The sequence below is a fragment of the Marivirga sericea genome, assembly GCF_900177665.1.
Lineage (GTDB): Bacteria > Bacteroidota > Bacteroidia > Cytophagales > Cyclobacteriaceae > Marivirga > Marivirga sericea.
In genome coordinates this window covers 52,293-66,414 of record NZ_FXAW01000010.1, presented here as the reverse complement: position 1 = coordinate 66,414, position 14,122 = coordinate 52,293, and the positions used below count along the sequence as shown (strand labels likewise).

The following is a 14,122-nucleotide window of genomic DNA, read 5'->3' as shown; positions in this document are numbered from 1 at the left end:
CCCTTTTTATATAGTATAATTATAAAATGATTTTAATTCAGATAAAATGAAAAATAGATTTTTAGTAGTAGTCCTGATATTTGGATTATTTATGCTGGCAGTAAATCCGGCCTTTTCACAGGGGGAAGAAAATCAGAAGGTTGGCAGAATATCATTTAATTATAAGATTCCCGCTGATAAAGTGGTTATAAAAGAAGCAGTGTTAATATTCAATGCTACTACTTCCGCCTTTGTTTTCAATAAAGAATCAGCAAAAAATGGGGCACCAGAAAATGCAGCTAGTTCGTCTGCAACAGGAGTTTCGGTAAAGGCAAACCTGAAGGATGAGCAGGGATCAATAGTCTACAGAGACTATATGAAGAAAGATATTTCAGTGAGAACTTCAGCCATTGGTGATTTATTTCAAGCTTTTACTTATGAAGATACTTGGATCCCAATAAAGTGGGAAATACTGAATGAAAGAAAAGAAATTGGAAGTTATGAGTGCCAAAAAGCGGTAGGAACCTATAGGGGAAGAACATATGAAGCATGGTTTTCAGAGGAAATTCCTTTGCCGTATGGTCCTTGGAAATTGTTCGGTTTACCGGGAATGATATTAGAAGCCCAAGACGATGAAAATATGTTTGCTGTAGAATTTTTGGGTATTGAATATCCCTGCGCTGACTGTGATGAAACGATTGAAAAGCCTACGGCACCAGAATCAAAAACATTAACGGAGTACGTGGAATTCCGAGATAATTTTTATGATCATATGTACAATAGAATTAAGGCGCGATTACCTCGGAATGCGGCTAACAACTTTCAAAAAAAACCACAGCCAAATGATGGTAGAAAATATAGGGATGAGAAGGTATTTGAATGGGAAAAAGATACGGAGACTGCAAATTGAAACTTATACTCTTACTAGTCCCTATCTTACTGCTTGCTTTTCATTCGAATGGTCAAGTTATAATTGAGGGGAAAGTAAAAGCAAAGGTTGATTCTTCATCAGTCTTTGCGACAGTGGCTGTTAAAGATTCGGCCGATCATATTCTAGCCTATACCAATACAGCCAACGATGGTAGTTTTAAACTGACAGTAGAAACCATAGGTAAATTGAATTTGCAGGTGTCTTCACTGGGTTATTTAAGGAAAAGTGAAGCAATTCTGGCTGAAGAGAATGATAGGACCTTTAATTTTTTATTCTTTTTACTGCCCGACTATCAGGAATTAAATGAAGTGGTGGTGAAGGCCTCTCGACCTGTGTTGGAGAAAAAGGATACTATAGTTTTTGATGCCGCTTCTTTTTCCGAAGGGAACGAAGAGGTGGTGGAAGACCTATTAAAAAAGATCCCTGGTTTAACAATCGATGGCAATGGTACGATAACGGTTGGGAATCAAGAGGTTGAAAAAGTGATGGTGGAGGGAGATGATTTCTTTGAAAAAGGATATCAAATGTTAACTAAGAATATGCCTTCTCACCCCATTGAAAAAGTTGAGTTATTACAAAATTATTCCAATAATAAGCTGCTAAAAGGAATTGAGAAGTCTGATAAGGTAGCGCTCAATTTAATATTAAATGAGGAAGCAAAATCCGTTTGGTTTGGTACTGCTAAGCTTGGCTATGATGTAACGTTGAACAAACGTTATGAAGGAAAAGCCAATGTAATGAATTTTGGAAAAAAGAATAAATATTTCTTCTTTACCAATCTCAATTCAATCGGTTATGATGCCACTGGAAATATTAATAATTTGCTAAAACCCAAAATTCAGAATGGGCAGGCAAGTGTAGGCGATGCGCAAGATTTTTCGTCCTTAATTCAATTGTCAGCCGAAGCTCCTAACTTCAAAAGAAGTAGAATTAATTTTAATGACTCAAGAATTGCCTCCTTAAATGCCATTTTTAACCCCATTGACAAGCTAAAAATTAAAACAATAGGCTTTTTTAATGTGGACAATGAAGAATTTTCCAGAACAAGGACCCAAAGAGTACAATTAAGCGATACTTCTTTTTCTAACACAGAGATTTATCAATTAAACAAAGAAAATCAAGTCGCCTTCGGAAATATGGATGTGATCTATGACATTAATAACAATCAGACTATAGCCCTAGCCCTGAAATATGATTACACTGAAGTGAATGATTCAGGCGATCTTATTTTTAATGGTTTGCCTACAAATGAAGATTTTAATAGTTCGAAACATTTCGTTGATCAGAAATTAACCTATTCAAATAAACTAGGTGAAAAAACGAGCTTATTGGTGACGGGTAGATACATCAATACGCGAGGACCTCAAGTTTATAATGTTGATCGATTTCTATTCAGGTCGCTATTTCCAACTGTTGATACGGCCAATAGCGTGTCTCAAAGAATTGACGAATTTTCGGAATTCGCTGCTCTTGAAACTCATTTCCTCAACAGATCCAAGAAAGATCATCTCTTAGAGTTAAGGGTTGGAACTAAAATGAGGACAGATAAAATGGCAAGTGATTTTACAATAAAAAGGGGAGACTCAATTGCTACACGACCCGCAGGCTTTCAGAACTCTTTAACTTATCAAGTACATGACACTTATTTTAATAGTAAGTACCGATACGAATTAAATAAGCTTTCATTAATTGGCGAAGTGGGTGTTCATAGGCTAGTGAATAGTATTGCAGATGAAAGCGAATTAGAAGAGCAAAGGCCAATGTATTTTAACCCAAGTTTGGCCTTAGATTGGAAAATTGATAAGAAAAACAAGCTTAAAGCTTCAGTTACGAATAACACCACCAATTCCAGCATAGTAGATGTTTACGATGGCTTTGTTTATACAGGTTTTCGGAATTTTAATGCCGGCACTGGAGCCTTTAACCAACTGACAGCAAGCGGCTATTTTTTAAATTACCAGTTTGGAAACTGGAGCAATCAGTTTTTCACCAATGCTATGGTAGTTTATACCAATAATCATGATTTCTTCTCTACTAATACTTTACTATCTCCGACTTTCTCATTAAGCGAAAAAATCTTAGTAAAAGATCAAGCTACTTTGAGCTCTTCCTTAACAGCAGATTATTATGTAGAAAAGTTAGCCTCAAATGTTAAAGCAAAATTAAGTTATGCGGAATCAAATTTTCAAAACAGAGTCAATTTTTCCGAACTGAGAGAGATAACTTCTATCAATTACAGTTATGGTTTTGAATATCGCTCAGTCTTTAGCAGCAAATTCAATTTTAATGCAGGTTCAGATTGGACCCAGACAGAAATCAAACTTAATGAGGCGAATACCTTCCGTAATAATATGAGTTTTTTAGATATTTTTTTAATGCTAACTGACAAGCTTGATATACAATTGCAATCGGAAAGATATTACTTTGGAAATGTAGGAGCGCAATCAACTTATTATTTCATTGATGTAAAAGTGAGGTATCGATTGCTGGAGAATAAATTATCTTTTGAATTAGACGGTAGAAACATGTTAAATACCGCTGGTTTCAGAGGGTTATCGGTATCTGATATCGGAAGCACCACTTCCGAATACCGATTATTGCCTCGCTTTATACTTTTCAAAACCGAATTCCGATTTTAACATTGGTAACTTTTTAAAATGGCAGTCTTTATAAGCAAGATCATTTAGCTCTTGTAAGGCACCGTCTTCGGGATTGATAGAAAATGAATAATGGAGGAGCTAGTCTGGTCAACAGCCATATCGGGTCTTCTTTTATATGCGGGATTTATTTATTCAAGCATTAGGAATGCGGATGAAATGATCATTTAAAGCAAACCCAATTTGCAAGACCCGATGTTTGCAGAACCCTCTTTCCAAAACTAGATTTGTGGCAAAACGTCTTCTTTTGCTCTGCAAATCAAGCCCTCGAAAGTAGAGCTATTGAATAAATCCACTATATTTAGAATTCAATAAACAAGCGACTATAAACCAAAGTATTTAGACTGATACTTAGGTGTTACCCACTTTCTAAATATTCAATGTTAGAAAAAAATAATTTGATTTATGACAAAAAATAAAAAGATTAAATTAAACATAAGTCAAAGGATTAGCGATCATTTAATTCAAGGCTGCTTGATTTTTCTAAGTGTTTTTTTTGCATTTTGGTTAAGTGAATATCGAGAATCAAAAAAGGATTCAGAGACATTAGATATTTCCATACAATATATAGCCTCTGAGATGACTTATAATCATCATAGAATTGAATCCATTTTTAAATATCACAGTGATTTGCTCAGGGAAATTGATAGCTTAAGACAACAAAGCGATTCCAATTGGATGGAACTAGAGGGTAGTGACTTAACTAATTGGAAAGGTTTACAAACACCACTGTTACGTTCAGCAGCTTATCAGACATATCTCAACTCCAATTTAATTGACAATGTAGAATTCGAGTGGGCGAAGTCATTAACAAGAGTTTATTATGCACAGTCCATTACAGAACGTCTTGATAATTCATTCATTGAATATGTAATAACTGATTCCGAAAGCTTAACATCCTTACCGAGATTAAGAAATTTAATACGTATATATTTATCAACTTTACCTGAGGTTATGATGGAATATCAACGAGCAAAAAAAGAGTGGTTAAATAAATATGGCTATGATATTGATATTGAAAACGATGAACTTAGAAATGAGGTGAATCGAAGAATGAGAAATTATTAGTGTCCAGATAAACCTTTCTCGGCTTCTTCTGCAAGTACGATTTATTTACTCAATCATTAGGAATGCAGATGAAATGATCATTTGTCTCGTGCTAAAATTACTTTACTGGTTATGTGATAAATTTTAAATATTATTTACACTTCTGTAACATTTTCTCTCTATCGAATACTTACTCTTTGAATCCTAAAAAAAGAGAGAAATGAAAACTATAAAAAACATCTTTACCCTTGTACTTTTTATTGCAACACTGCAAGCGCCAAAAGCGCAACAAGACATGGCGCTGGAAAACTCCACCCTATGGAAGGTAGAACATTCTACCTTGGAAAAGCCCTCTTACCTGCTGGGCACTCTCCATATGATGTGTGCCAGCGACTTTCAAATACCAGAAAAAGTAAACATTGCGATGACTGCAGTTGATGCCTTGGTTGTTGAAATTAATTTATCTGACAGTGCTGAAATTCAAAAAATGCAAGCCTCTATGGCAGCTACTAAAAAGATATCAGAGGAGCTAAGCCCAAGTCAATTTGAACAGCTAGACACTTTGGTACAACGCATTGTAGGAACGCCCTTAGCAAATCTTGATGCTTACGGCCTACAGGTGCTCAGTTCGATAATGATTTCAAAAATGTTACCTTGTACAGACATAAAACTTTTTGAAGCTGAATTAATGCAAATAGCCAAAACAAATACTATTCCTATTCACGCCTTTGAAACCATAGAAGAACAAATGGCCATCGTAAAAGAAGCCTATCCTCTTGAATCATCTTATGAACAATTAATGCTACACGATTCTTACGAAAGAGATTTCAACAAGGCAATTACTGCCTATAACAATGAAAAGCTTACTGAGGCTGTTAGCTATCTTAGCAAACCGGAATATATGGATGAAAATGCCACCTTACTTATGCAAGTAAAACGAAACCAAAATTGGGTGGAACAGATGCCCAAAATGATGGAAAAAGGCAGTAATTTATTTGCTGTAGGTGCCGCTCATTTAACGGATGAATTCGGCCTCATCCATTTATTGAGAGAAAAAGGATATACTGTCAGCCCAGTATTAAACTAGTAGCAATTAATGCAAATCACAGAAGAAGCATTCTTAGAGGCTATCAATAAACACAAAGGCATCCTCTATAAAGTATCGAGGATGTACTTTGACAATCTTGAAGATCAGCAAGACCTATTTCAGGAGATTATCCTTCAATTATGGAAATCCATAGGCAGCTTTAAAGGAACAAGCGAATTGTCTTCTTGGATGTATAGAGTATCGCTCAACACCGCCATTGTCTTCTTTAAAAAGGAGAAAAGAAAGCCCGGACAGGAAAGCCTTTTGGGTGGTGAGGGGATTCCCGAAGAACAATATGATGACCATAAAGACCAGCAACTAGTACATTTCTATGAGGCTGTCAAAAAACTCAATAAAATTGAGAAAGCTATCATTTTACAGCTTGTTGATGGTTTCTCCGGTAAAGAGATCGCCCAGAACTTGGGCATGTCAGAGGGTAACATCAGAGTGAAGACTAAAAGAACGAAAGAAAAATTACAAAACATTATAAAAACACAAGGATATGAATCTTGACGAAATAAAAAAGAAAATGGAGGCGGAAGGAATGAGAGACCTTTCAGTACCGAAAAATATAAAGCAACTAGAAGAAAGTAAACTACCTATCCAGAAGGTTCGGAAGAGTATGAGAAGTGAGATCATTTCGCAACTGCTCATCATCATTGCATTCTTTACGGTGCCCTTGATGCTAGAAATGAATCAAATGGCTAAGGGCTTATATTTTATACTACAATTTATCACTGCTTTAATCACTTTATTGTACATCGCTAAAATGACTTGGTTTCTAAATAAAACAAGTACTATAAGTGGAAGCAGTAGAGATACGGTTATGGGCTTTATCCACGATCTAAAGCTTACACTAGAAGTATATAAAACAGCTATTATTGCTGGTAGTCTTATCCTACCACTCTCTGTTGCCGCTTTATTCTCTGGCAGTGGAAAATTGCATTTTAGTCTCGGTGAGATTCAATTGGGCGGTGAAGAATTATTCTTCAAGTTATTTTCACTAAATATGAGTCCTATTAACATTATGATCTGCACCCTTATTTACCTTCTCATGGCAGCCGGCATTTATTATATTACAGTAAAATGGGCTAACGGGTTATACGGCATACACATCGATAAATTAGAAGAAACCCTTCAAGAATTTGAAGTTTAGCCAATGCTTTCGCTATGGCAATCAATTTTAACTTAAAAACTAAAAAACAAGATGAGACTACTTGAATTAAATATTGGAGGAAAACAACTAGAAATTAACAGGACCTTTTGGGGCAAAGAAACAGTGCTTTTAGATGAACATATCGTAAGTCAGAAGCGGAATATAATTGGCACAAGCCACAAAATCGAGATTGCTGGACAAATCTATGAACTGAAATACATCGTGAAAAATGCTTGGAAAAAATTGACTGGAGAACCCACTATCCAAATCAATTCCGAAGGGGAGCTAGTAAGTGAGCATAAGATAAACCATAAATCATTCTTAAGGCTCCAGTTTTTTATTGGGCTAGTGGCGATGTATGCCACCTATTTAATTGTACATAAGATTGTAGAATTGGCTCAGAATGGATTTTTTCTACATGAGTATTAATTTAAAAAATACCCTCCTGGAACTAACCGAAATAGCATAGCACAAGAGTCCGCTTGTGCTTATCCAATAGAAAGACCAATAACGGAACAGTTTCGGAAAGTCCTTTAGCAGGCTTAATTGAAAAAGCTTCAGCCTTAAGGAGAACTGACCGCAGAAATTGTCATCAAGTCTCAAATAGAAAAATAAAATCCAGCTCAATCTTCTAATTAATTCTGCTTTTAATGTTATGAACGATGGAATCATCAAAAACGCTTATGAAGCAATGATCAAAGAGCTTCAAACCATCATTACGCTGGCCTATATTTTTGCGGTAGGAGTAGGAATGCTTTTTAATTATCAGAGGTATGATGAGTTCGGAATTAATATTTTTGATTATGCCGATGTGTTTGACTTTCTGATCACTCCTTTCTCTGATCTTCATGTATTGCTTTTTACCATAATTTCTTTGCTACTTACTTATTTGGTTTTCAAGCTAGATGAGGCGTGGAAAACGAGGTACCCCAAGTGGTATTCGCGAATAAATTTTGGATACGACCGAAAAACCGGATACGCCAACTTTCGCTATTTGTCAATTGCTGCACTGCTCATTTGCTACTTATACCTATCTGCGGATTGGTATGGAGCAATTTCAAAAAAGCAACTTAAAAGGCTTGATCCTATTACTATTCAATTTTCAGATGGAGAAGTAAAAAAAGGTAAAATGATTGGGAAAACGAAAGAAGTAATTTTTCTAATGGATGGCAAACATGTGGAGGTAATCCCTATTAGCTCTTTGGTTAAAACTATAAAAATACCTGTTCCATAAGGCCTGCAAGTAGTATCTACTATTAGTCCAAAAGGACATTTGAGCCAGTTCGACTAGCGCGCGATATCTCATGAATAGTCATTATTCAGAAAAGCTATATCTTTACAGTAGCGTGCAAAACCTCTTAAACACCACAACTAATGGAATCTGAAAAGAAGATATTGTCTTTCTTAAAACCTGATTTGGTTGAAAAGATACTGCAAGAATCAACTGTCCAAGAATTTCCCAAAGGAACCGAAATTTTAAGAGCGCAGCAATATGTAAAGGTCTTACCCATTGTTTTGGATGGCTTAGTCAAAGTATATTCAAAATTTGAAGAGAAGGAGTTACTACTCTACTATATAGAACCTGCCCAAAGTTGTGTGATGACGTTCAATGCGGCATTAAAAAATAGCCCAAGTAAAGTCTTTGCCACTACAGAAACCGATTCGAAAATCATCTTAATTCCCGTACAGCTATTACCCCTATGGCTGCAAGAATACCCGGACTTTAATGAACTCTTTTATACTCAATATAATCTTAGATACACAGAATTGTTGGAAACCATTAGCCATCTCCTACTAGATAAAATGGATAAGCGCCTATATGATTATCTGAAAAGGAAATCCGCCCTGACCAGTACTAACTCCATTAAAATGAGCCATAGCCAGATCGCGAACGAATTAGGAACAGCTCGTGAAGTGATCACCCGAGTGCTGAAAAAGCTTGAAAATGAAGAAAAAGTTGTACAAAACGCTGGGGAAATAGAAATTGTTGGCGAGTGGTGACCGCAGTCACTGACTAGGAACTAAGCACCACTTATCTTTATACTATAATAAAGCAAAACACTTTAAATTTTAAGAAGATGAAAAAAAATATGGGATCAGCAGATAGAATTATTAGAGTAATAATCGCTGCAATTGTAGGAGTACTTTATTTCACGGGAATCATTTCAGGAACAGTAGGTATAGTGCTTTTAGTACTAGCAGGAGTTTTTGTACTAACCAGCTTGATAAGCTTTTGCCCTCTTTACGCACCTTTCGGGATTTCAAGCTGTCCTATGAAAGAAAGTAAATAAGAAAACTTTCTAGATTGAATAAGAGCACTAGCGGTTAAGGTGATCAAGAACTTCCTTCTTTTAGTTTAAGTTGGAGTGGATAAATTACTATAAAAACCGCTAGTGCTTTTTTTATTTCCTCCAATAATAGCTCACACAGAGAAGATAGCAACAAATAGCGCAAGCATCCGCTTGTGCTTTTGACTATTCTCTAATATTCTACAGCCACTTCCATTTACCAACTAGCCTAAAAACAAGGAGTAATTGAGTTTTTCCTATCAACTCTATATTTGCAATTTCTAATTTTGTAATGAATTAATTATCTTTCTAATTCAACATTCGCCAAAACCTGAAAAGTCCCTATCACCAATGTATTTTCAGCTTTTTGGTAATTTTCAGAAGATTAAGGGATCAAGGCACTATTCAATAGTTTCTTCGATTAAGATTATTAATATTTCGAAAGTTCGGAAATTTTCCGAACTATTTTTTGTTTATTTGCATTACTAATGAGGCTAGTCAATAAAAAGGCATTAGAAAAATTAAAAAGGAAGAATAAAGGAAATGTTCCATTAACAACTGCCATTGATAAACTGATAAAAGATATTGAAGATCACACCTGGAAAAACCAAAATGAGCTGAATCAGACTAGATCAGATGCAGACTGTGTCCACAGCGATGGATTCTTCTTTTTTGATATTAATATTCACAGGACGATGATACTTATTGAGTTTGAAGATGATGAGGCGTCAGTAGTTTGGGTCGGTACGCATCAAGAATATGAAACGACATTCAAAAACAATAAGAATACAATAAAAAAGTGGTTAACCGCTAACGATTGGATTTAGACTTATGCAAACACAACTCGACATATCGAAAATATTAGAAGCAGGAAAAATTGCAAGTGAATTGGAGTTTGAAAGAGCTTTAATTGCCGATCGAAAATTAAGAGTTCTTGCTAAAGAAGACTCAAAATATAAAGCTGTTCGCAAGAAATTAAGAGACTTAATAGCTGCTTATGAAAATAAAAATTGGTCTTCTGGTTCAAGAATAACGGATAAAAAGATAAAAGAAAGTGATCTGGCAGAAGTTATTGCGGAAAAGGAAAGGCAATTCATACTAAAGAGGAAAGAGTTAATCCGGAAGAAGCTTAAAAGTTTAAATTTAACGCAGCAAGACCTTGGTGAAATTTTAGGACATAGAAGTAAATCCTATATGTCAGAATTAATGAATGGGATCAGCCCTTTTTCCTTAAAGGATTTGATTGTCATCAACCGACTGTTGAAAATCGACCTGACTTACTTGATCCCTACTTTTTTAGCTCCAGCAGATAAGATGAAAATAAAAAACTCTCTTGAAAAGCTCAATAATCCAAAGCTAAGTGAGGGTAATTTTGAGTTGGCTTAAGTTTCATACAGTTAAGGATGCATTTAATATTAGTATTAAAATAATTTAAAGCTAACTCCCCGACTTTTGCTTAAAGCGAAAAAGCGGGCTGGAGTGTAAAATGGTGGGCAGGCGTTGGCCTTAGCGGGTAGTAGCATCATTTTACCTAGATTTTTTGCATACTTTTTCATCAATGGAAAAAGTATGAAGCATCATGAGAGCAATAAGACAAAATGGATTCATAATTTAACTACTGAATGTAAAAACAGGTCTCTCAAAACCGCATTCAAACCCTCAAAACCCCTCACCTATTTACCCCATCCATTTTCCAACTTGCCTAAAAACAAGAATCAATTGAATTTTTTCGATGAATAGTACTATTTGTATGGTGAAAACTAGAACGGTATTTCTATATTTACAATTCATCAATAACCGAAATCTTTATAATTCCTCCGGAACTTAAGTAGAGGAGGATCCCCAATCAATTCATAAAGCTTTCTTGGATTGTACATGAAACATAATTTTATGTATTCAAAATTAAAAAGCTATAAATGACAAATAAACTTAATATCAGTTTAGGATTTTCAAAGAATCCTTTTTCCAAATTTTCTGCTGAGGAGGAAATGGAATTTCATAATGAGATATTCTATGAACCGACTTTTTATCAAACCCTTTTGGATGACTTAAAAACTGGTACCAGCAGATTTATATTAGGTCAAAGAGGACATGGAAAATCTTCAATTATTCATAAGCTCAAAACTGACTTAGAAAAATCACAAGTACTCACAATTATAATTGATCGGTTTGATGAAATTTCGTTAACTGAAAATAAGATTGAACTACTAAATTTAATTTTACAAGAATTCGTAACTAAATATGTTCTGTTTCTAGATAAGAATAAAAGTTACTTAAAAAAGCTTAGTAAAGAAGATAAAGAAGTGTTGAGTCTACTACTTAAGTTGTTTTTTCAACCTCTTACTACAACAGAATATGAATCCAGATATAATAACATAAAAAAAATAAAGGCCAGAAATTGGTTTATTAAAATCTACAATAAGATTGTCAAACCAACTAATTCGTTGATAGGAACGGGAATTCTTATCACATCTAAGTTTATTGCAGATTCGCTGAACCTAAATCAATACCATTCAGGTAATTATTATACAGAGTTTTTCTCTGAGATTAAGAAGATTGACACTTCTGCAACAGACCATGAGCAACTCTTGAAAAAAAGTAAAAGGCATTTGAAGGAACTTCTTAATAGACTAAATTCTATTTCAAAAAAAACTTACTATAAATCTTCAGTAGTTTTATTCGATAAAGTAGATGAATTTCAGGATCTGAATCAGGAAATAAGTAAAATAGCGAATTTTACTGAAGATATTCTGACTGATACCGAGCTTCTTTTGCAAAATGATATTGCTATCGCATTTAGCCTATGGTCTGAAGTTAAACCCATTCTTTCAAAGAAAGTACGATTTGATAAGTTTAAAGAAATTGACATTAGTTGGAAAAAAAGTGATATGGAACCACTAATAGATAAACGCATATCTTATTTTTCAGAGGGTAAAAGAAATTTCTCTAGTATCTTTAATATTAGTGGTGATAAACAAGAGGTAATAGATATTTCTAACAAATCACCAAGGGATTTGATTTCATGCTTATCTGATATTTATGACTATCAGACGTCCAATTTTAATTCATCTGTATTTGAGGGCGATTCAGTTTCGAAAGGTTTAGTTAAATTTGCTCAGAGATATGACTATCTTTCAATGTACCCTTCAAGAACAGGTAAAAATAAAGATGTTTTAAGCATGATTAATTTGATACTTAGAACACGTAAAATGAATATTACTATTCTAGATTTAAACGCAACATTCAATCAAAAGACTAGATGGAGTCAAGGGAAGTTAGACAATATGGTCAGATATAGATTAGTTGAGGAGGATTCAAAATTAGGGCCTAATAATGAAAAAATATATAATGTCCTAGACCCGAAACTTATGCATTTAATCAAAAGAGGAATAACCACTTTATAGTATCACGTCTCTACGACCTAAGCGATTCAAAAAACATTGCTTATTTGTCAAGAATAGTCAGTAAATTTAAATTATTAGTAGAGACAAATGATTTTTATAATGCTTTTTCGATGAAAAGTGCTATTTTTATGGTGAATATTATAACCGTATTTCTATATTTACAAATCATCAATAACCGAAACCTTTGTGTTGAATCCATTCAAATTGCTTTTTGAGAGTTGGAAAAGCTACTATTTTCTAGCAGTTAATGAAAATAGAGTTCTGTTTAAAAATTAAGAAATATGATGGAGAACCGTAAAGACTTATATCGCTGGCTAGAAGAAAAACGCAAGTCTAAGCTACTTGTTTATTTTACAGGAGATAGAAGAGGGATGGAATCTCAAATAGCAACTGATGTTCTAGAATATTTTTCGGAACAGCTTGATAAAATTGGGAAAGTAGATAAAATCAGCCTTTTTTTATACACACGTGGTGGAGATACTATGGCTGCTTGGAGCTTGGTGAATTTAATTAGGCAGTTCTGTAATACATTTGAGGTTATAATACCGTCAAAAGCTAGAAGTTCTGGAACAATCATAAGCCTAGGAGCAGACAATATTATGATGACAAAGCAGGCTACTCTTGGCCCAATTGACCCTTCCTTAAACAGTCCTTTGAACCCTCAGAACCCACAGATTCCAAATAATCCACAAGCTAGAATCCCAGTTAGCGTTGAGTCTATCCAAGGGTTTTTTGATTTAGCAAAAAACGAACTGAACGTAAATAATGAGGAAAACTTAAAAGATATACTACTCAATCTGGCAGGAAAAGTACATCCTTTGGTTCTTGGTAACGTTTATAGGACAAGGACGCAAATACAAATGGTCGCAAGAAAATTACTTCGAAAACAATTAGGGGCAGATCAATCTGATAAAATTGATAAGATAGTTTCATTTTTATGTAGTGATTCCGGTAGTCATGATTATGCGATCTATCGAAATGAAGCAAGGGATGAGCTAGGCTTAAGTATTGAAAAACCGGATGATGAGCAATATTCAAAAATCAAATTAGTCTTTGATAGCATAAGAGATGAACTAAAGCTTTTAGAACCATTTAACCATAACTTAGAACTTGGATCGAATCCAACTGCAACATACTCATGTAGGAGAGTGCTTCTTGAGAGTTTAGCGGGTGGTACAGACGTTTATGTGACAGAAGGCACCTTAGTTAAAACGAGACAAAACATTAATCAAGGACAAGGTTTACCACCGATTCAAAGAACAGCCATTGAAAATCAATTGCAGTTTGAAGGGTGGAAATATGAAGAAAATGACTAAATTTGTAAAGTAATGGAATCGATCGAAAAAAGATTTTTTAATTTGACGAATTATGAACGACATGGTTCTAATTCAAATAATTATGGAACTTCCCAAACTTCTGCAAGTCCAGAGAGTTTTCCCACAATTATGGAAAATGGAGTTTTGATAGAATACAATGTTCTTCACTTTTCGTCTGAAATTGGAGAAAATACCAATAAAGAAGCATTAAAATAAGTTGCCTAAAACAACAGTAAGCCTCAGCCCTCTTCTGGCTC

Annotated in this window: 15 protein-coding genes; all 15 read left to right on the top strand. The window is 34.6% G+C overall.

Annotated elements, in window-relative coordinates; all coding sequences use genetic code 11:
* Window positions 1-46 precede the first annotated feature (46 nt).
* The 15 genes from B9Y84_RS18820 (at window position 47) to B9Y84_RS18750 (ending at window position 14,081) form a co-directional block, all read left to right on the top strand.
* Complete coding sequence (locus tag B9Y84_RS18820; RefSeq protein WP_085518950.1) at window positions 47-889, top strand: GLPGLI family protein; 843 nt, start codon at window positions 47-49, stop codon at window positions 887-889.
* Complete coding sequence (locus B9Y84_RS18815; protein ID WP_139828101.1) at window positions 859-3,549, top strand: peptidase associated/transthyretin-like domain-containing protein; 2,691 nt, start codon at window positions 859-861, stop codon at window positions 3,547-3,549. The genes B9Y84_RS18820 and B9Y84_RS18815 overlap by 31 nt, the downstream gene beginning before the upstream one ends.
* Before the next feature lie 492 nt (window positions 3,550-4,041).
* A complete protein-coding gene (locus B9Y84_RS18810) occupies window positions 4,042-4,635 on the top strand; it encodes a hypothetical protein (protein WP_139828100.1) in 594 nt (197 codons plus the stop codon).
* Between the two features lie 199 nt (window positions 4,636-4,834).
* A complete protein-coding gene (locus tag B9Y84_RS18805; protein WP_085518947.1) occupies window positions 4,835-5,701 on the top strand; it encodes a TraB/GumN family protein in 867 nt (288 codons plus the stop codon).
* 9 nt (window positions 5,702-5,710) lie between these two features.
* Window positions 5,711-6,214, top strand: coding sequence for an RNA polymerase sigma factor (locus B9Y84_RS18800; protein WP_085518946.1), 504 nt, complete (start codon window positions 5,711-5,713; stop codon window positions 6,212-6,214).
* On the top strand, window positions 6,204-6,857 hold the full coding sequence (locus tag B9Y84_RS18795; protein ID WP_085518945.1) for a hypothetical protein: 654 nt from the start codon (window positions 6,204-6,206) through the stop codon (window positions 6,855-6,857). The genes B9Y84_RS18800 and B9Y84_RS18795 overlap by 11 nt, the downstream gene beginning before the upstream one ends.
* Window positions 6,858-6,908: 51 nt before the next feature.
* Complete coding sequence (locus B9Y84_RS18790) at window positions 6,909-7,286, top strand: hypothetical protein (protein ID WP_085518944.1); 378 nt, start codon at window positions 6,909-6,911, stop codon at window positions 7,284-7,286.
* Between the two features lie 226 nt (window positions 7,287-7,512).
* Complete coding sequence (locus B9Y84_RS20665) at window positions 7,513-8,091, top strand: hypothetical protein (RefSeq protein ID WP_176223841.1); 579 nt, start codon at window positions 7,513-7,515, stop codon at window positions 8,089-8,091.
* A 140-nt stretch (window positions 8,092-8,231) separates the two neighbouring features.
* Window positions 8,232-8,858, top strand: a complete 627-nt coding sequence (locus B9Y84_RS18780) for a Crp/Fnr family transcriptional regulator (RefSeq protein WP_085518943.1) — start codon at window positions 8,232-8,234, stop codon at window positions 8,856-8,858.
* A 77-nt stretch (window positions 8,859-8,935) separates the two neighbouring features.
* Window positions 8,936-9,148 carry a YgaP family membrane protein gene (locus B9Y84_RS18775; protein ID WP_013454458.1) on the top strand — a complete coding sequence of 71 codons (213 nt, stop codon included), beginning with the start codon at window positions 8,936-8,938 and terminating at the stop codon, window positions 9,146-9,148.
* A gap of 485 nt (window positions 9,149-9,633) precedes the next feature.
* Window positions 9,634-9,972: a type II toxin-antitoxin system HigB family toxin gene (locus B9Y84_RS18770; RefSeq protein ID WP_085518942.1), complete on the top strand. Its 339-nt coding sequence runs from the start codon at window positions 9,634-9,636 to the stop codon at window positions 9,970-9,972.
* A 4-nt stretch (window positions 9,973-9,976) separates the two neighbouring features.
* Window positions 9,977-10,531: a helix-turn-helix domain-containing protein gene (locus B9Y84_RS18765; RefSeq protein ID WP_085518941.1), complete on the top strand. Its 555-nt coding sequence runs from the start codon at window positions 9,977-9,979 to the stop codon at window positions 10,529-10,531.
* A 530-nt stretch (window positions 10,532-11,061) separates the two neighbouring features.
* On the top strand, window positions 11,062-12,549 hold the full coding sequence (locus tag B9Y84_RS18760; protein ID WP_085518940.1) for a P-loop ATPase, Sll1717 family: 1,488 nt from the start codon (window positions 11,062-11,064) through the stop codon (window positions 12,547-12,549).
* A 281-nt stretch (window positions 12,550-12,830) separates the two neighbouring features.
* Window positions 12,831-13,865 carry an SDH family Clp fold serine proteinase gene (locus B9Y84_RS18755; RefSeq protein WP_085518939.1) on the top strand — a complete coding sequence of 345 codons (1,035 nt, stop codon included), beginning with the start codon at window positions 12,831-12,833 and terminating at the stop codon, window positions 13,863-13,865.
* Window positions 13,866-13,877: 12 nt separating this feature from the next.
* On the top strand, window positions 13,878-14,081 hold the full coding sequence (locus tag B9Y84_RS18750; protein WP_085518938.1) for a hypothetical protein: 204 nt from the start codon (window positions 13,878-13,880) through the stop codon (window positions 14,079-14,081).
* Window positions 14,082-14,122: the final 41 nt, after the last annotated feature.

Excerpts from the sequence above, each read along its gene's own strand:
- B9Y84_RS18790 (WP_085518944.1), top strand. The coding sequence starts at position 6,909 with ATGAGACTACTTGAATTAAATATTGGAGGAAAACAACTAGAAATTAAC.
- B9Y84_RS18800 (WP_085518946.1), top strand. The coding sequence starts at position 5,711 with ATGCAAATCACAGAAGAAGCATTCTTAGAGGCTATCAATAAACACAAA.
- B9Y84_RS18780 (WP_085518943.1), top strand. The coding sequence starts at position 8,232 with ATGGAATCTGAAAAGAAGATATTGTCTTTCTTAAAACCTGATTTGGTT.
- B9Y84_RS18770 (WP_085518942.1), top strand. The coding sequence starts at position 9,634 with ATGAGGCTAGTCAATAAAAAGGCATTAGAAAAATTAAAAAGGAAGAAT.
- B9Y84_RS18815 (WP_139828101.1), top strand. The coding sequence starts at position 859 with ATGGGAAAAAGATACGGAGACTGCAAATTGAAACTTATACTCTTACTA.
- B9Y84_RS18805 (WP_085518947.1), top strand. The coding sequence starts at position 4,835 with ATGAAAACTATAAAAAACATCTTTACCCTTGTACTTTTTATTGCAACA.
- B9Y84_RS18775 (WP_013454458.1), top strand. The coding sequence starts at position 8,936 with ATGAAAAAAAATATGGGATCAGCAGATAGAATTATTAGAGTAATAATC.
- B9Y84_RS18750 (WP_085518938.1), top strand. The coding sequence starts at position 13,878 with ATGGAATCGATCGAAAAAAGATTTTTTAATTTGACGAATTATGAACGA.
- B9Y84_RS18765 (WP_085518941.1), top strand. The coding sequence starts at position 9,977 with ATGCAAACACAACTCGACATATCGAAAATATTAGAAGCAGGAAAAATT.
- B9Y84_RS18795 (WP_085518945.1), top strand. The coding sequence starts at position 6,204 with ATGAATCTTGACGAAATAAAAAAGAAAATGGAGGCGGAAGGAATGAGA.
- B9Y84_RS18820 (WP_085518950.1), top strand. The coding sequence starts at position 47 with ATGAAAAATAGATTTTTAGTAGTAGTCCTGATATTTGGATTATTTATG.
- B9Y84_RS20665 (WP_176223841.1), top strand. The coding sequence starts at position 7,513 with ATGAACGATGGAATCATCAAAAACGCTTATGAAGCAATGATCAAAGAG.
- B9Y84_RS18755 (WP_085518939.1), top strand. The coding sequence starts at position 12,831 with ATGATGGAGAACCGTAAAGACTTATATCGCTGGCTAGAAGAAAAACGC.
- B9Y84_RS18760 (WP_085518940.1), top strand. The coding sequence starts at position 11,062 with ATGACAAATAAACTTAATATCAGTTTAGGATTTTCAAAGAATCCTTTT.